We start from the raw sequence: 16,539 nt of genomic DNA, 5'->3' as shown, positions 1-16,539 counted from the left end.
CCTCACGCCGTCCTGCCGCCGACGGTCGCGCCGGTGGCACCGGGGTCGTCGGGTCCGCCGCCCGCGCGGGCCGCGAGGTCGGTGTCCCCGGCCCGGTACGGGTCCTCCTGCGCCGGCGGCTCCGTCTCGGCCGCCCGGCGCCGCGCGCGGATCCGCAGCAGGAGGACCAGGCCTCCGAGGAGGGCCAGGGCGAGGCCCACGGCCGCCCAGGGCACGGCGAGGAACGAGGCGCCGCCGGTCTCGTCGACGTCGCCCCGGACCGCGGTGACGCGCAGCCGCACGGTGACCCGGTCGAATTGGGGCGCGCCCGGCCAGGGCTCGGTGAGCTCGACGCGCTGGCCGGGCAGCAGTTCCAGGGGCAGGGTGCGCGCCGGGCGGTCCAGCAGGGTGCGGCCGAACAGGCCCCGCGCGGTGACGGCGAGCCGGGGGGTGATCGAGACGTTGCCCCGGTTCACGAGGGTGTAGCGGATCGTGGCGTGGCTGTCGCGGGTGCCGGGGATCAGCGGGCCGCCGTGGCCGACGCCGACGTTCTCCACGGTCAGGGCGGCGAGGCCGGGGCCGGCGACGCGCAGGTGGACGCGGGCCCCGACGGCCCTGCGGATGCCGACCCGTACGTCGCCCGAGGCGGTGCCGACGCGGGTGTCGAGGGCGACGATCGCGCCGGGGTGGTCGCCGGGCGAGGCGTCGGCGGGGACGGTGACGGTGAACGGGACGTCGGCGCGGGTGCGGGCGGGGACGGTGATGCTGCTCCGGGCCAGCCGCACCCAGGAGCCGACGTCGGTGTTCTTCTCGTCGGCACCGCGCACGGCGAAGCCGCCGTCGCGCGGGGTGTTGTAGGCGTCGGCGCCGTAGAGCCGGAAGGTCATCGGCTCGCCGGAGAGGTTGGAGACGGAGACCTTGTCCCGGAGCGTTGTGCCGGGGTCGGCCTCCAGGGTGAAGAAGGACCGTTCCTGGGCGGTGGGGCTGCGGTCCTTCGCACCGGCGGCCGGGGCCGGGAAGACCGACCAGCGGCCGTTGTCCGCGGCCAGGGCGGCGGGGGCGGACGCCGCGCCGAGGCCGAGGAGGGCGAACAGGACGCCGAGCACGGACAGGACGGTCGGGAGCGCGCCGGAAGGCCTGGCTCCGGCCCTGGCTCTGGTCATGGCGGCGCTCCCTCGCGGTCCGGGGGTGGACCGGCCGAGGCCGGCCCACCCGAGCTATCTGACTGTGCGTCAGGTAAGCGTGAGGGTCAAGACTCCGGAGTAGCTTCCCGTGGCGGAGTACGCGGGCACGTCCAGCGACAGCCCCGCGTCCACGGCGAACTCACCGCCGGTGAGGGTCGCGTCGGGCGCCGAGGCCAGCGTCGCTCCCGCGCTGCCCACGGTGCCGGCGGAGCCCGCCGCACAGGTGCTGGGGCTGCCGGACGCCGCGACGCACACGGGCTGCCAGCTGAGCCGGTCGGCGCCGATGAGCGCGCCGCCGGGCCCCTTGAAGTCGGTGACCTTGCCGGTGAGCGACCAGCCGGTGCTCCCGCCGCGGAAGTCCTTGACGGTCACGGTCCGCAGCGCGCCCGCGGAGGGGCCGCCCTCGCCGAAGTCGACGGGGGTCATCTCGACGGTGTCCCCGGCCTGGGTCATCGACAGGGTGCCCGCCTTCACCGAGGTGGTGAGCTTCTGACTGCCGGGCGGCGGCGGGGTGGTGTCGATGACGGTGTACGGCACCGGCCCGGCGGCGGTCGCCGGGTCGTAACCGCCGCCCTCGAACGCGACGATGCCGGTGGTGTCGAGGTCGCTCACGGCCAGCCTCGCGCTGAAGCCACCGGAGCCGTCGGCGGCGACGGAGGTGAACTCACCGGTGGCGGCGGCGCCCTGGACACCCGCGACGGTCACGGTGGCGCCGGCGGTGAAGCCGGCGCCCGCGACCGTGACGTCCGCCCCGATCGGCCCGGAGGTGGAACCGAGGGCGATGTGACGGCCGTTGGGCGCGGTGACGTCGATGGTCTCGGCGACGGGGGCGGGCGGGTTGAGCACGGTGCAGGGGGTGTCGGCCGAGATGCCGTAGTCGGAGTGGACGTTGTAGTCGCCCGGGGTCAGGGTGATCTGACCGGGCGCGGTGACCGTGAAAGTACCGGTGATGGTGAAGTTCGGGAACTGGGCACCGGCCGGGATGACCGGGTTGTCCTTGGGGCCGACGAGGGTGAGCTCCTGCGTCTGCGCGCCGCCGAGCTTCACCTTGACGGTCGGGGTGATCTGGTCCTCGGGGATGGGGAGGTTGAAGGAGCTGGTGTTGGCCATGGGGCCGTCCAGCACATAGGTGACGGTCACCGTGTCGCCGACCTGCGGGGTCGCGTCACTGACCGAGATGTCGGCGACGGTCGGCCCGTCGAACGGCGGGATGCCGGAGATCCCGGGCGGAATGCAGTGCACCTGGAAGGTGGAGGTCGCCGCGGCAACGGGCCCCGAGAGCAGGGTCCCGCCGCCCAGCACCAGGGCGAGCGCCCCGAGGCCGACGGCGGACCTCCGTCTCCATAAGGCGGCTTTTCGCGGAATGCCGATCATTTTGCACCTCTTGATCACTTTTCTGGCACAGAGTCCCTTTCTGTACCGACGACGGTCATTGACGTCCTGCGATCAAGAGAAGTCAATGCGAAAGCCTGACCGAATTTGACGGATCGTCAGATTCGGCGGGGCGGACGCCGGGTCAGCCACAGCACGCCGGCCGCGCCCAGGAGCAGGACGGTGCCGCCGAGGGTGCCGAGGGCGACGGCGCCGTCCTCGGGCCCGGTCTGCGGCAGGGACTCGCCGCCGGAGCCGCCGGAACCGCCCGACGCGGAGCCGCCCTTGGGCCCTGCCGCCGCGGTGACGTCGAGGGTCAGCGATGGCCCCGGGCTGTTCCCCGGGGTGCAGGTCGTCGTCGTGCCGAGGGCCTTGATGGTGAGCACCCCCGCGGTGAAGGTGACCTTGCCGCTGCCGCGCGGGACATAGGTGCCCGACAGGTCGTTGATCTTGATCGGGGTGTTGGCGGGCACGGTCTCGGCGTTCGCGGGGCCCGAGACCCTGAGCGACCCGCGGTCGGCGCCGCCGAGGGCGATCAGGGCGCTCGGGTTCATGGCGCCCTTCCCCAGGTCGACGGGACTGGAGGAGACGCCCTTCCGGAACGACATCACGATCCGGTAGCCCGACCCCGACCTGGTGGCGGTGATGTCGATGGGCGAGACGGCGCTCTTGTCGCCGATCGGCGTCTTGCAGTCGTACTTGACGTCCACGACCTTCGCGTACGCGGCCGGGGCGCCGCCGAGAACGGCCGCCGCCGCCATGACGGCGACGGCGGTCGACACCGCGGCCGCCTTGCGCTTGGGGAGTGACACCAGATGTCTCCCTTCCCCCAGAAGTTACTGACGATCCATCAGATGTGGCGCGACAGTACGCCCGTGAGGGAGAGAGGGGAAGAGATCCGGCTCAGGCGGGGGAGGCGACCTCGGCCCAGACCGTCTTGCCCGGCCGGCCGTCGGCGTGGCGCACGACCCCCCAGTCCAGGCAGAGCCGCTGCACTATGAACATCCCGTGCCCACCGGGGCGTCCGGCCCGGTGCGGGGTGCGCGGGGCGGGGCTGCCGGCGCCGCCGTCGGCGACCTCCAGGCGCAGGGCCTTGGCGTGCCGGAACAGCCGCAGCTCCTCGGGACCGCCCGCGTGCAGGCAGGCGTTGGTCACCAGTTCCGAGACCACCAGCAGGACGTCCTCGGCCGCCGCACGGCGGTCCGCGGTGTCGGCCGGCAGCCAGCCCCAGTCGTGGAGTGCGCGGCGGGTGAAGTCACGGGCGCTGGGCACCACGCCGGCCACGTCGGCAAGTGACAGCCGACGCGTCTCGCCGTCCTGACCGCGCGGCGGCACTCCCGCATCGCCCGGGTCCGGGCCGCGGTCGTCGGCCGCAGGTGGCCGGGTGGTGCTCATCAGCGCCTCCACTCACCGATGTCCGGCAGTGTCCGAAGTGATCCCGAGATCTCTCCTGCCCGGGCCGCTCGGGTGAACACCTCCGGGTGCGGACGAAACAGGGCGTGCCGTGGCGCCCCCCTTGGGGAGCCGCCACGGAGGGTCACTCCTTGAGTGCGTCGTCCAGGGTGTCGTGGACGGTGAACACGGCCTCGGCGCCGGTGATGGCGAACACCTTGGCCACGGCCGGCTTCATCCCGGCCAGATGGACCGCACCGCCCGCGGCCTCGGCCTTCAGCCGGGTGCCGAGCAGGACGTTGAGTCCGGTGGAGTCGCAGAACTCCAGCTGCGTGCAGTCCACCACGAGGGTGCCGAAGCCGTCCTCGATCAGGGTGTCGAGCGGCTCGCGCAGCAGGTCGGCGGTGTGGTGGTCCAGCTCACCGGCGGGCGCGACGACCGCCTTCGTGCCGTACCGCTGCACGGAAACGTGCAGCCGGTCACGCCCGGTCGTGTCGACCATCTCGCGGTCCATGCACACTCCTCCCGGACGACTCGGCGATCCGCTTCTCGCACCCTACGCGCTTCCTGACCTGGGTGGTAGTCGCTCCGGCGGCGTCCGGAGATCGATGTCCCCCGGGTTGCAATATCCGTGCCGAACGGGGTAGGCGTTGAGTGTGGGCTGAATTTCACGCTCCGCTTGCCCTGCCGCCGCACCCCGAGGGAGGAGAGCATGGCACCCCGTCTCGACGCGCACGACGCGTCGGCGACCACCGAGGCCGGCGTCCACGAGGAACACGGAACACCGGAGGGCCTGGAGGACCTCCCGGAGATCCCGCCCTTCGACGAAGTGGGTCCGGTCGACGCACGGGCCCTGTCCAAGACGCTCTTCCAGCGACTCGAGACGCTGGAGGAGGGCACCTATGAGTACAGCTATGTACGCAACACCCTGGTCGAGCTCAATCTCGCCCTGGTGAAGTTCGCCGCCTCCCGGTTCCGCTCCCGCAGCGAGCCGGTCGAGGACATCATCCAGGTGGGCACGATCGGGCTGATCAAGGCCATCGACCGCTTCGAGCTGAGCCGCGGGGTCGAGTTCCCCACGTTCGCGATGCCGACCATCATCGGCGAGATCAAGCGCTTCTTCCGGGACACCTCCTGGTCCGTGCGGGTGCCGAGGCGGCTGCAGGAGCTGCGGCTGGACCTGGCCAAGGCCGGTGACGAGCTCGCTCAGCAGCTGGACCGCGCGCCGACCGTCACCGAGCTGGCCGACCGGCTGCAGATCACCGAGGCCGAGGTCGTCGAGGGCATGAGCGCGAGCAACGCGTACACCGCGAGCTCGCTGGACGCCCAGCCCGAGGAGGACGACACCGAAGGGGCGCTCGCCGACCGCATCGGCTACGAGGACCACGGTCTGGAGGGGATCGAGTACGTGGAGTCCCTCAAGCCGCTGATCGCCGAGCTCCCGGCACGCGACCGGCAGATCCTCTCGTTGCGCTTCGTGGGCAACATGACGCAGTCCGAGATCGGCGTCGAGCTGGGCATCTCCCAGATGCATGTGTCGCGGCTGCTCAGCCGCACCCTCGGGCGTCTGCGGCGGGGGCTGCTCGTGGAGGAGTGACCCGCTCCCCCTCCCCTTTCCCCGGTACGGCGCGGTGGGCCCGGTGAGACTTCCCTCACCGGGCCCTCGGCGTTCTCAGGACCGGCCGGTGGCGCGGCGCCGGCGTTCGGCCGGGGCGGGCAGGCGGAGGAAGGCCATGCACTCGATGTCGGCCCCGCTGGTGATCGTCTCGGTCCCCAGCGGGGCCTCGACACCGAGGACGGCGCCTGCCGGAACGCCGGCGACGAGCTCCGCGGGATCCCGGTCGTGGGCGCGCCGGACGTCGGTCGGGTCCGCCCACGAGGTGCCGAGCGGGGTGTCCTCGTCGTACTTCATGTCGAGGTGGGCGCGGTCCGCGGGCGACAGGACCAGCCGGGTGCCCGCCCGGGCGGCCGCCGTGGCGAACGGGGCCGTGGCCGCCGCCGACAGCAGGGCGCCGGTCAGCACACCTCGACGTCTCATCACCGAACGTCCACCGCCGGGACGGCCGCACCCCGCCCGCGCCTGGCGCGGGTCAGATCGATTCGCGCACCCCGCGCCGCCATACGGCGGACACCAGCGGCACACCGGGCCGGTAGGCGAGGTGGACGTGCGACGGGGCGTCCAGCACGACCACGTCGGCCCGCGCGCCGGGCGCGAGCCGTCCGACGTCGTCCCGGCGCAGCGCCAGCGCCCCGCCGAGGGTCGCGGCCCGCACCGCCTCGTCGGGGGTCATCCGCATGTCCCGCACGGCGACGGCCACGCAGAAGGGCATGGAACTGGTGAAGGAGGAGCCGGGGTTGCAGTCCGTGGACAGCGCGACGGTGGCGCCCGCGTCGATCAGCCGCCGCGCGTCGGGGTAGACCGCGCGGGTGGAGAACTCGGCGCCGGGCAGCAGCGTCGCCACCGTGCGGCCGTTCGCGAGCGCGTCGACGTCGGCGTCGGTGAGGTGGGTGCAGTGGTCGGCGGAGGCCGCGTCCAGCTCCACGGCGAGCTGCACGCCCGGGCCGTGGCCGAGCTGGTTGGCGTGCACCCGGGGCACCAGGCCGCGGGCGGCGCCGGCGGTGAGGATCGCGCGGGCCTGGTCGCCGTCGAAGGCGCCGCGCTCGCAGAAGACGTCGACCCAACGGGCGTACGGGGCGCAGGCGTCGAGCATGGGGCCGGTCACCAGGTCGACGTAGCCGGCCGGGTCGTCGGCGTACTCGGGGGCGACGATGTGCGCGCCGAGGAAGGTGACCTCGTCGGCGTGGTCGCCCGCGATGCGCAGGGCGCGGGCCTCGTCGTGCGGGGTGAGGCCGTAGCCGGACTTGGTCTCGATGGTGGTGGTGCCCTGGCGCAGGGCCTCGGCGACGTAGCGGGCGACGTTGGCGTGCAGTTCCTCGTCGCTCGCCGCGCGGGTGGCGGCGACGGTGGTGCGGATGCCGCCCGCGGTGTACGCCTGACCGGACATGCGGGCGTTGAACTCGCGGGTGCGGTCGCCGGCGAAGACCAGGTGCGAGTGGGAGTCGACGAAGCCGGGGATGACGGCCCGTCCTGCCGCGTCGTACGACTCGTCCGCTGCGGGCGCCGCGGCGGAGGGGCCGACCCAGGCCACGTGCTCGCCGTCGATGACGACGGCCGCATCCTCCAGCAGCCCGAGCGGGCCCTCCCCGAGCGCCGGGTCGTTGGTGACCAGGCTGCCGATGTGGGTGATGACGCTGCTGCTCATGACGGGTTTCCTTCGGCGGCGGGGACGGCGGAGATCGCGGCGGCCAGGGCCGCGCCCACGTCGTGGACGAGCTGGTGCGCGCCGTCGCGGACGACGTGGCGGCCGCCGACCACCGTGTGGCGGACGTCGGCCCCGGTGGCCGCGAAGACGGCGGTCTCGGCGCCGAGCCGGGCCGGGGGGCCCGCGGTGCGCGCGCTGTCCAGCGCGATGGTGGTGAAGTCGGCGAACGCGCCCGCCTCCAGCCGCCCGGCGTCGGCCCAGCCGAGCGAGGCGTGGCCGTCGGCGGTGGCGGCGCGCAGCAGCCGGGCGGCGGTCCAGTGCCCGCGGGTGCGGGTGCGCAGCCGCTCGTCCAGCTCCATGGCCCGGGCCTCCTCGAACAGGTCGATCACGGCGTGGCTGTCGCTGCCGAGGCTGAGCGGGCTGCCCGCCTCCTGCAGCCGCTTCGCCGGGCCGATCCCGTCGGCGAGGTCCCGTTCGGTGGTGGGGCACATGCAGATCGTGGTGCCGGAGCCGCCGAGCAGCGCGATGTCCTCGTCCGTGAGGTGCGTGGCGTGCACGGCCGAGGTGCGCGGGCCGAGCACGCCGTGGTCGGCGAGGAGCCGGGTGGGGGTGACGCCGTGCGCCGCGTGGCAGGCCTCGTTCTCGGCGGGCTGCTCGGACAGGTGGACGTGCAGCGGCGCCTGGCGGTCCTCGGCCCAGCGCACGACGGTGGCCAGCTGGGCGGCGGGCACCGCGCGCACCGAGTGGACAGCCGCGCCGATCCGCGCGTGCGGCCGGTCGGCGAGGGCGGAGGCGCGTTCGGCCCACGCCTCGGCGTCGACGTCGCTGAAGCGCAGCTGGTGCGGTTCTGGGGCGGCGCCGAAGCCGGAGGAGAGGTAGGCGGTGTCGAGGAGGGTGATCCGGATGCCCGCCTCGGCGGCGGCGGCGATCAGCGCCTCGCCCATGGCGTTGGGCTCCTCGTAGGGCGCGCCGCCCGGCCGGTGGTGCACGTAGTGGAACTCGCCGACGCAGGTGATGCCCGCCAGGGCCATCTCCGCGTACGCGGCGCGGGCGAGGTCGAAGTACGTGTCGGGGGTGAGCGCGGCCGCCACCCGGTACATGGCCTCGCGCCAGGTCCAGAAGGTGCCGCTGCCCTGCTGCACGGTGCCGCGCAGGGCCCGGTGGAAGGCGTGGCTGTGTGCGTTGGCCAGGCCCGGCAGGGTGAGCCCGCGCAGCGTCACGGCCCCGACGGGCGGTGCGGCGGCCCCGGTGCGCACGGCGGCGATCCGGCCGTCGGCGGCGGTGTCGACGACCACGCCCCGTTCGACGCGGCCGCCCGTCCACGCGTACTCGGCCCAGTAGCTCTGCGGCGTCAGCGACACGCCAGGCCCTCCAGTACGTCGGCGAGTGCGGTCACCCCGGCCAGGCAGTCGTCCTCGGTGGCCGTCTCGGCCGGGGAGTGCGAGACCCCGGTGGGGTTCCGTACGAACAGCATGGCGGTCGGGACGGCCTCGGAGAGGATGCCGGCGTCGTGTCCCGCGCCGGTCGGCAGCACGGGCACGTCCCCCAGCAGCTTGACGAGCTCGTCGCGCAGGCCGTGCGCGAACTCCACGACCGGGGTGAAGGACTCCCGGGTGACCTCCACCCGGACGCCGTCGCGCTCGCCCCGCTCGACCGCGGCACGCTCGATCTCGCCGACGACCTCGGCCAGGGTGGCCTCGTCGGCGGCGCGCGAGTCCAGCCAGCCGCGCACGAGGGAGGCGATGGCGTTGACGCCGTTGGGCTCGACGCCGACCTTGCCGAAGGTGGCCAGCGCCCCGGCGAGCCGCGCCTTCTTGCGGGCCGCCAGCACGGTGTTGGCGTACGTCAGCATCGGGTCGCGGCGGTCCTCCAGGCGGGTGGTGCCCGCGTGGTTGGCCTCGCCGCGGAAGTCGAACCGCCAGCGGCCGTGCGGCCAGATGGCGGAGGCGACGCCCACGGCGTGCGGGGTGTCGGCCAGGGCGCGGCCCTGCTCCACGTGCAGTTCGACGAACGCGCCGATGCGGGCGAGGCGTTCGGGGTCGGGGCCGATCGCCTCGGGGTCGTGCCCGGCGCGTTCCATGGCCTGCGCGAGGGTGACCCCGTCGCCGTCGCGCAGCTCCCGGGCCTTCTCGGCGGACAGCTGCCCGGCGGTCAGCCGGGAGCCGACGCAGGCCAGCCCGAAGCGGGCGCCCTCCTCGTCGCCGAAGTTGACGATCGCCAGCGGCCTGACGGGGGCGGCGCCGCGGGCGCGCAGCTCGTCCAGCGCCGCGAAGGACGACACGACGCCGAGCGGGCCGTCGAAGGCGCCGCCGTCGGGCACCGAGTCCAGGTGCGAACCGGTGACGACGGCGTCCCCGGCGGTGGCATCGCCGAGCCAGGCCCACTGGTTGCCGTTGCGGTCCAGCTCGTACGCCAGACCGCGGCTCTCGGCCTGCGCCCGGAACCAGGCGCGGCAGTCGGTGTCCGCGCCGGTCCAGGCGTAGCGGCGGTAGCCCCCGGAGCCGGAGTCGCGGCCGATGGGCCGCAACTCCGTCCACATCCCGTGGAACGAGGAGGTCACGCCTCCCCGCCTTCGGCGCCCTCGCGCATCGGAACCCGCACACCGCGCTCGGCGGCGACCTCCTCGGCGCGCTCGTACCCGGCGTCGACGTGCCGGATGACACCCATGCCGGGGTCGTTGGTGAGCACGCGGCGGATCTTCTCGCCCGCCAGCTTGGTGCCGTCGGCGACGGTGACCTGGCCGGCGTGGATGGAGCGGCCGATGCCGACGCCGCCGCCGTGGTGGATGGAGACCCAGGAGGCGCCGGAGGCGACGTTGACCATGGCGTTGAGCAGCGGCCAGTCGGCGATGGCGTCCGAGCCGTCTAGCATGGCCTCGGTCTCGCGGTACGGGGAGGCCACGGAGCCCGCGTCGAGGTGGTCGCGGCCGATGACGACCGGGGCGGCCAGGGTGCCGTCGGCGACCATCTCGTTGAAGCGCTCGCCGGCCTTGTCGCGCTCGCCGTAGCCGAGCCAGCAGATGCGCGCGGGCAGGCCCTGGAAGTGGACGCGCTCACCGGCCATCTTGATCCAGCGGGCCAGCGACTCGTTCTCCGGGAAGAGCTCCAGGATCGCCTTGTCGGTCTTGGCGATGTCGGCCGGGTCGCCGGACAGCGCCGCCCAGCGGAAGGGGCCCTTGCCCTCGCAGAACAGCGGGCGGATGTAGGCCGGGACGAAGCCGGGGAAGGCGAACGCCCGCTCGTAGCCCGCGAGCTGGGCCTCGCCGCGGATGGAGTTGCCGTAGTCGAAGACCTCGGCGCCCGCGTCCATGAAGCCGACCATCGCCTCGACGTGCCTGGCCATCGCCTCGCGGGCCCGCTGGGTGAACTCGGCGGGCTTCTCAGCGGCGTACGAGGCCATGTCCTCGAAGTCGACGCCGATCGGCAGGTACGCCAGCGGGTCGTGGGCGGAGGTCTGGTCGGTGACGATGTCGATGGGCGCGTCCATGGCCAGCAGCTGCGGCACCAGCTCGGCGGCGTTGCCGAGGACGCCGATGCTCAGCGGCTTGCGCCGGTCGCGGGCCTCGGTGGCCAGCGCGAGGGCGTGCTCCAGGGAGTCGGCGCGCACGTCCAGGTAGCGGTGCTCGATGCGGCGCTCGATGGCGCGCGGGTCGACGTCGATGCAGATCGCGACGCCGCCGTTCATGGTGACGGCGAGCGGCTGGGCGCCGCCCATGCCGCCGAGTCCGGCGGTGAGGGTGATGGTGCCGGCCAGGCTGCCGCCGAACTTCTTCTCGGCGACGGCGGCGAAGGTCTCGTAGGTGCCCTGCAGGATGCCCTGGGTGCCGATGTAGATCCAGGAACCGGCGGTCATCTGGCCGTACATGGTCAGGCCCAGCGCCTCCAGGCGGCGGAACTCCTCCCAGTTGGCCCAGTCGCCCACGAGGTTGGAGTTGGCGATGAGCACGCGCGGCGCCCACTCGTGGGTCTGCATCACGCCGACCGGGCGGCCGGACTGGACGAGCATCGTCTCGTCCTGCTTGAGGCTCTGGAGGGTCCGCACCATGGCGTCGAAGGACCGCCAGTCGCGGGCGGCCTTGCCGGTGCCGCCGTAGACGACCAGCTTCTCGGGGTGCTCGGCGACCTCGGGGTCGAGGTTGTTCTGCAGCATGCGCAGTGCGGCTTCCTGCTGCCAGCCCTGCGTCGTGAGCGCGCTGCCGCGCGGTGCGCGTACGGTCCTCGGTCCGGCGCCGGTTCCGGTCATGCCCCTGCCTCCTCGCGACTGGATTGAGTCATTCACATCCTGGTCTGCTGAATAGCACTAGTCAACCGGGTCGCCGTGCCTCTCCTGGGCCTGCCGCGGGGACGTTCCCGGGTCATGTTCCCCCTCGGGCAGGTCGTACCCGCCCGGGGCCCGCCCCTCACGGGCCCGCCCCGGCCGGCCCGGGCCTGACACGATGGCCGTATGACCGAGGAACCTGCGGCACGACGGGAACGGGCACTGCGCGCGGCGGTCGAGCGGGGTCTGATCGGCCCGGACCGGCCCGTGGTCGGACTGCTCGACCTGGACGGGGTCCGGGCGGCCGCCGCCGATCTGCGGGCGGCCTTCGCCACCCCCGGGGTGGAGGTCACCCACACCTTCGCGGTCAAGGCGGCCTCGCTGGTGCCGGTGCTGCGGCTGCTGTCCGAGGAGGGCGTCGGCGCGGAGGTCGCCAGCCCCGGCGAGCTCGCCCTGGCCCGGGCGGCGGGCGTACCCCCCGGCAGGATCGTGCTGGACTCCCCCGCCAAGACCCCGGACGAACTCCGGGAGGCGCTGGCCCTCGGCATCGCGCTCAACGCCGACAACCCGCAGGAACTGGCGCGCCTGGACCGGCTGGTGCCGCCCGGCACCACCGCCGCCCCGCTGGGTCTGCGCGTCAACCCCCAGGTCGGCGCGGGCAGCATCGGGGCGATGAGCACGGCCACCGCCACGTCGAAGTTCGGCGTCGCCCTGCGCGACGAGGGCGCGGTGGACTGGGTGGTCCGCGCCTACCTCGACCGGCCCTGGCTGACCCGGCTGCACACCCACACCGGGTCGCAGGGCGTGCCCCTGGAACTGATGGCGGCCGGCGTCCGCGCGGCCTACGAGCTCGCCGAGCGGATCAACACGGCGGCGGGGCGGCGGCAGGTCACCACCCTCGACATCGGCGGCGGCCTGCCGGTCAACTTCGCCTCCGACGAGGTCCGGCCGGGCTTCCGCGCCTACGCCGACGCACTCCGCGCCGCCGTGCCCGGGCTCTTCGACGGGCGGTACGCGCTGGTGACGGAGTTCGGGCGGTCGCTGGTGGCCAAGCAGGGCACGATCCTGGCGCGGGTGGAGTACGCCAAGAGCGCCGGGGGCCGGGCGATCGCCGTGACGCACGCCGGCGCCCAGGTCGCCACGCGTACGGTCTTCGCGCCCGGCGCCTGGCCGCTGCGGGTACTGGCGCTGGACCCGAAGGGGCGGCCCAAGGACGGCGAGCCGGTCGTCCAGGACGTCGCCGGGCCGTGCTGCTTCGCGGGCGACCTCGTCGCGACGGCGCGCGAGCTGCCGCTGCTCGCCGAGGGCGACCTCGTGGCGCTGCCCGACACGGGGGCGTACTACTTCTCGACGCACTTCTCGTACAACTCGCTGCCCCGCCCCGCCGTCCACGGCTACTCCGGGCCCGGCCCGGCCTTCCGCACCCTGCGCCGCGCGCAGACCCTCGAGGACCTCGTACGGGAGAGCGGCGGCTGAACCGGCGCCGCCGTCACCCGGACGGCTCAGCCGGCCGCCGCGACGCGGCGGCGGGGTGAGCCGCCGGGACCGGCGTCGCCGGCCACCGGCCCGGTGGCCTCGTAACCGGGGACGGACCGGGCGGCGGGACCGCGTCCCGCGTGCTCGGGCCGGACCCACAGCAGCGTGTCGTGCGCCCGCTCCCAGCGCCCCAGGCGCACCGCCTTCGCCCACAGCCCCGCCCCGGCGCCCGCGAGCAGCATCCCCGCCGCCGCCGGCGCCGCGACGCCGGACGCGAGGGCCGCCGCGAACGCCCCGAGCAGCCACCACCGGCGGGCCCGGACCCAGGCGCGGGCGGTCACCCGGCGGTCCTGCAGGAAGACGCTCCGGGGCGCGCGCTCGGCCTCCTCCGCGAGGGCCGTGTACCGCCGCCGGCGCGCCAGGAAGGCCACCACGGCCGCGACCACGAAGAGCGCCGCACCGCCCAGCACCCCGATGCGGCGGCCGGTCAGTCCGGGCACGAAGACCCCGACGCCCGCGGCCACCACCCCCAGCCACCACAACCACCGCCCCGGCACCCGCACCAGGACCGCCACCCGTGCCAGCACGTACGCTCCACGCACCACCGCTGCCTCCTCCTCCACGGCTCGATCCGAGAGTGCTGGAGAGGGAGGTTACTCACGGAACATCAGAATTCCGTGAGAACGGCACCGCATGCGGGGCCCCGGAGGCAGTGATACCACTGAAACCAGGGGCCTCTGGGGCTGGAGTGGTGCGTATGAACATCGTGGTCGACCTCAATCGCTGCCAGGCGTACGCGCAGTGCGCGTTCCTCGCTCCCGAGGTCTTCGAGCTGCACGGCGAGGAGGCGCTGCTGTACGTCCCGGCCGTCCCGGAGGACCAGCAGGAGCGCGTCCACCGGGCCGCGGTGGCGTGCCCGGTGCAGGCCATCCTCGTGGGCGGGGCGGCTGGTGCCGATGTCCGGTGAGCTGCGCGACGGGCGCATCGTCGTCGTCGGCGCGTCCCTGGCCGGTCTGCGGGCCGCCGAGACACTGCGCGACGAGGGGTTCGAGGGGTCGCTGACCCTGGTGGGCGACGAGCCGCATCCGCCGTACGACCGGCCGCCGCTGTCCAAGCAGGTGCTGCTCGGCCGGGTGCCCGCGACGGGGACCGGGCTCCCCGCGCGCCGCCCGGTGGACGCGCAGTGGAAGCTGGGCGTCGCCGCCACGGGGGTCGACGGGATGGGCAAGCGGGTCTTCCTCGCGAACGGCGAGGAAGTGCCGTACGACCGCCTGCTGATCGCCACCGGCACCCGCGCGCGGCCCTGGCCGAACCCCGCCGAGGCCGCCCTGGACGGCGTGTTCGCGCTGCGGACCAGCGACGACGCGGCCGGGCTCGCCGAGCGGCTGGACGCCGGGCCCCGGCGGGTGCTGGTGATCGGCGCCGGGTTCACCGGCTCGGAGATCGCCTCCGCCTGCCGGGAGCGGGACATCCCCGTGACCGTGGTGGAGCGCGGGCCCGCGCCCCTGGTGGGCGCGCTCGGCGGGACGCTCGCCGCGGTCGCCGCGGAGATGCACCGCAGGCACGGGGTCGACCTCCGCTGCGGGGTGCAGGTCACCTCACTGGAGGGTGACGGCCGGCTGACCGGCGCCCGGCTCTCGGACGGGAGCACCGTCGAGGCGGACGTGGCGGTGGTCGCCCTCGGCGCCGTCCGCAACACCGAGTGGCTGGCCGAGTCGGGCCTGGCCGCGGGCCCGCGCGGCGTGACGTGCGACGCCGGCTGCCGCGCCTTCAACATGTACGGCATCGTCACCGACGACGTGTTCGTCGCCGGAGACGTGGCCCGCTTCCCGCACCCGCTCTTCGGCTACCAGCTGATCGCCCTGGAGCACTGGGGCAACGCGGTCGCGCAGGCCGAGGTGGCGGCGCACAACATGGTCAGCGCGGGGCCCTTCCGGCGGCCGCACCTGGCGGTGCCGACCTTCTGGTCCAGCCAGTTCGGCCACAACATCAAGTCGGTGGGCGTGCCCACCTACTCCGACCAGGTCGTCGTCGCCCAGGGCTCGCTGCGCGAGGCCCGGCTGGTCGTCGTCTACGGCTACAAGGGCCGCATCACGGCGGCGGTGTCGGTGAACCGGGCCAAGTGGCTGGAGTACTACCAGAACCTGATCGAGACGGCCGCGCCGTTCCCGCCCGAGCCCGGGGCCGCCGACCGCACCGCCCCGATGATCCCCCTGCCGTCCGACGTACCCGACCCCGCGGTGCTCTCGCACGGCCCGACGGTCGCCCTCACCGGTCATCTGCCGGACCGGCGCCTGACCCTGGTGCGTCCCGGCGGCTGAGGCCGCCGCCGACCGCACCGCGGACGGGCCGTGGCAGGACGCCGGGGCCCACGACGACGAGGAGCTCCCGCGCATGGCTGCGGACACGCTGTTCCGAAGGATCACCGACTACGCCAGCCGGCCCGATCCGTACCCGCTGTACGCCGAACTCCGCGAGAGCAAGGTGGCGCCGCAGGACGACGGCAGCTATCTCGTCGGCACGTACCACGAGATCACGGCCCTGCTCCACGACCCGCGGATCAGCTCCGACCGGCGCCACCGCAGCGACCCGGAGGAGGCCCGGCTGGCCGCGGAACTGGCGCCGTCCTTCATCGGCCTGGACGACCCCGAGCACGACCGGCTCCGCCGCACCGCGATGCGGCCCTTCGGCCCGCCGCACACCCCCGGCCGGGTGGACGCCATGCACGGCGAGCTCGTCCGCATCGCCGACGAACTCGTCGCCGGGCTCCGCGGCAGGCAGCGCGTCGACGTCGTCGACGACTTCGCCTACCCGCTCCCCGTCACCGTGATCTGCCGGCTGCTGGGCGTGCCCCAGGAGGACGAGCCGAAGTTCCGCGGCTGGTCCGACGCGATCGTCGGCGGACTGGACCTCAACCCCGACCAGGACCCCACCGAGCGCACGCAGGCCGCCACCGAGGCCCGCCGGGCGATGGGGGTCTACCTGGGCGGGCTGGCCGAGGCGCGGCGCGGCAAGCCCTCCGACGACCTGCTGTCGGCGTTCGTCAACGACCAGGACCCGGCCGGCGGGCTGACCCCGATCGAGCTGATGGTCACCTCGGTGCTGCTGCTCGTCGCCGGGCACGAGACCACCGTCAACCTGATCACCAACGGGATGCTCACCCTGCTGCGCCGGCCCGACCAGCTGGAACTGCTGCGCCGCGAACCGGCCCTGATGCCGCAGGCGGTGGAGGAACTGCTGCGGTTCGAGCCGCCCGTGCAGATGCTGCCCCAGCGCACCCCGCTGGTGGACGTCGAGATCGCGGGGGTCACCGTGCCCAAGGGGGCGCCGCTGATCCTGGTGCTCGCCTCCGGCAGCCGCGATCCGCAGCGGTTCCGCGACGCGGACCGGTTCGACCCGCAGCGCACGGACAACCAGCACCTGGGCTTCGGCAGCGGCGTCCACAGCTGCTTCGGGGCGCCGCTCGCCCGGCTGGAGGCGCAGATCGCCCTCACCGCCCTGCTGCGCACCCTGGACGGCCCCCGGCTGGTGGACGACCCGCCCCCGTACCGGCGCAGTCCGGTGCTGCGCGGTCCCCGCCATCTGCTCGTGGAGCACGACGGGGTGCGCGCCTGACC

The 16,539-nt window shown here is 74.3% G+C and carries 16 protein-coding genes; 5 read left to right on the top strand and 11 right to left on the bottom strand.

The window, feature by feature from the left end; all coding sequences use genetic code 11:
* Positions 1 to 2: 2 nt before the first annotated feature.
* From OIE69_RS24240 to OIE69_RS24220, 5 genes are all read right to left on the bottom strand, one after another.
* Complete coding sequence (locus OIE69_RS24240; protein WP_326575558.1) at positions 3 to 1,142, bottom strand: WxL protein peptidoglycan domain-containing protein; 1,140 nt, start codon at positions 1,140 to 1,142, stop codon at positions 3 to 5.
* Positions 1,143 to 1,211: 69 nt separating this feature from the next.
* Positions 1,212 to 2,537, bottom strand: a complete 1,326-nt coding sequence (locus OIE69_RS24235; RefSeq protein ID WP_326575556.1) for a WxL domain-containing protein — start codon at positions 2,535 to 2,537, stop codon at positions 1,212 to 1,214.
* A 116-nt stretch (positions 2,538 to 2,653) separates the two neighbouring features.
* Positions 2,654 to 3,295 (bottom strand): LPXTG cell wall anchor domain-containing protein, encoded by a 642-nt coding sequence (locus tag OIE69_RS24230; RefSeq protein ID WP_326581396.1) that lies wholly within the window; start codon positions 3,293 to 3,295, stop codon positions 2,654 to 2,656.
* A gap of 142 nt (positions 3,296 to 3,437) precedes the next feature.
* Positions 3,438 to 3,929, bottom strand: coding sequence for an ATP-binding protein (locus tag OIE69_RS24225; RefSeq protein ID WP_326575554.1), 492 nt, complete (start codon positions 3,927 to 3,929; stop codon positions 3,438 to 3,440).
* Positions 3,930 to 4,071: 142 nt separating this feature from the next.
* The gene (locus OIE69_RS24220) at positions 4,072 to 4,440 is read right to left on the bottom strand and encodes an STAS domain-containing protein (protein ID WP_089222248.1); all 369 of its coding nucleotides are present in this window, start codon (positions 4,438 to 4,440) and stop codon (positions 4,072 to 4,074) included.
* Between the two features lie 198 nt (positions 4,441 to 4,638).
* Between OIE69_RS24220 and OIE69_RS24215 the strand changes: the two genes are divergently transcribed.
* Complete coding sequence (locus OIE69_RS24215; RefSeq protein ID WP_326575552.1) at positions 4,639 to 5,523, top strand: RNA polymerase sigma factor SigF; 885 nt, start codon at positions 4,639 to 4,641, stop codon at positions 5,521 to 5,523.
* Between the two features lie 75 nt (positions 5,524 to 5,598).
* Here the strand turns inward: OIE69_RS24215 and OIE69_RS24210 are convergent, their stop codons facing one another.
* From OIE69_RS24210 to hutU, 5 genes are read right to left on the bottom strand one after another with little or no spacing between them, the layout of a single operon-like run.
* Complete coding sequence (locus tag OIE69_RS24210) at positions 5,599 to 5,964, bottom strand: family 20 glycosylhydrolase (RefSeq protein WP_326575550.1); 366 nt, start codon at positions 5,962 to 5,964, stop codon at positions 5,599 to 5,601.
* Positions 5,965 to 6,016: 52 nt separating this feature from the next.
* Positions 6,017 to 7,189, bottom strand: coding sequence for an imidazolonepropionase (gene hutI / locus OIE69_RS24205; protein WP_326575548.1), 1,173 nt, complete (start codon positions 7,187 to 7,189; stop codon positions 6,017 to 6,019).
* On the bottom strand, positions 7,186 to 8,544 hold the full coding sequence (locus OIE69_RS24200) for a formimidoylglutamate deiminase (protein WP_326581395.1): 1,359 nt from the start codon (positions 8,542 to 8,544) through the stop codon (positions 7,186 to 7,188). The genes hutI and OIE69_RS24200 overlap by 4 nt, the downstream gene beginning before the upstream one ends.
* Positions 8,541 to 9,749, bottom strand: coding sequence for an allantoate amidohydrolase (locus OIE69_RS24195; RefSeq protein WP_326575546.1), 1,209 nt, complete (start codon positions 9,747 to 9,749; stop codon positions 8,541 to 8,543). Before OIE69_RS24195 ends, OIE69_RS24200 begins: the two co-directional genes overlap by 4 nt.
* Positions 9,746 to 11,431 carry a urocanate hydratase gene (gene hutU, locus OIE69_RS24190; RefSeq protein WP_326575544.1) on the bottom strand — a complete coding sequence of 562 codons (1,686 nt, stop codon included), beginning with the start codon at positions 11,429 to 11,431 and terminating at the stop codon, positions 9,746 to 9,748. Before hutU ends, OIE69_RS24195 begins: the two co-directional genes overlap by 4 nt.
* A 201-nt stretch (positions 11,432 to 11,632) precedes the next feature.
* Between hutU and OIE69_RS24185 the strand changes: the two genes are divergently transcribed.
* On the top strand, positions 11,633 to 12,922 hold the full coding sequence (locus OIE69_RS24185) for a type III PLP-dependent enzyme domain-containing protein (protein WP_326575542.1): 1,290 nt from the start codon (positions 11,633 to 11,635) through the stop codon (positions 12,920 to 12,922).
* A 26-nt stretch (positions 12,923 to 12,948) separates the two neighbouring features.
* On the opposite strand, the gene OIE69_RS24180 is transcribed toward OIE69_RS24185, so the two are convergent.
* Complete coding sequence (locus OIE69_RS24180) at positions 12,949 to 13,527, bottom strand: hypothetical protein (protein WP_326575540.1); 579 nt, start codon at positions 13,525 to 13,527, stop codon at positions 12,949 to 12,951.
* A 152-nt stretch (positions 13,528 to 13,679) separates the two neighbouring features.
* On the opposite strand from OIE69_RS24180, the gene OIE69_RS24175 reads away from it, so the two are divergent.
* The 3 genes from OIE69_RS24175 (at position 13,680) to OIE69_RS24165 (ending at position 16,537) form a co-directional block, all read left to right on the top strand.
* Positions 13,680 to 13,889: a ferredoxin gene (locus OIE69_RS24175; protein ID WP_089222253.1), complete on the top strand. Its 210-nt coding sequence runs from the start codon at positions 13,680 to 13,682 to the stop codon at positions 13,887 to 13,889.
* A complete protein-coding gene (locus tag OIE69_RS24170; protein WP_326575537.1) occupies positions 13,879 to 15,243 on the top strand; it encodes an NAD(P)/FAD-dependent oxidoreductase in 1,365 nt (454 codons plus the stop codon). The genes OIE69_RS24175 and OIE69_RS24170 overlap by 11 nt, the downstream gene beginning before the upstream one ends.
* Positions 15,244 to 15,316: 73 nt before the next feature.
* Positions 15,317 to 16,537, top strand: coding sequence for a cytochrome P450 (locus OIE69_RS24165; protein WP_326575535.1), 1,221 nt, complete (start codon positions 15,317 to 15,319; stop codon positions 16,535 to 16,537).
* Positions 16,538 to 16,539 lie beyond the last annotated feature (2 nt).

It is taken from the genome of Actinacidiphila glaucinigra, from assembly GCF_035918135.1.
Taxonomy (GTDB): Bacteria; Actinomycetota; Actinomycetes; order Streptomycetales; family Streptomycetaceae; genus Actinacidiphila; species Actinacidiphila glaucinigra.
This window is presented reverse-complemented; position numbering and strand designations above follow the sequence as displayed.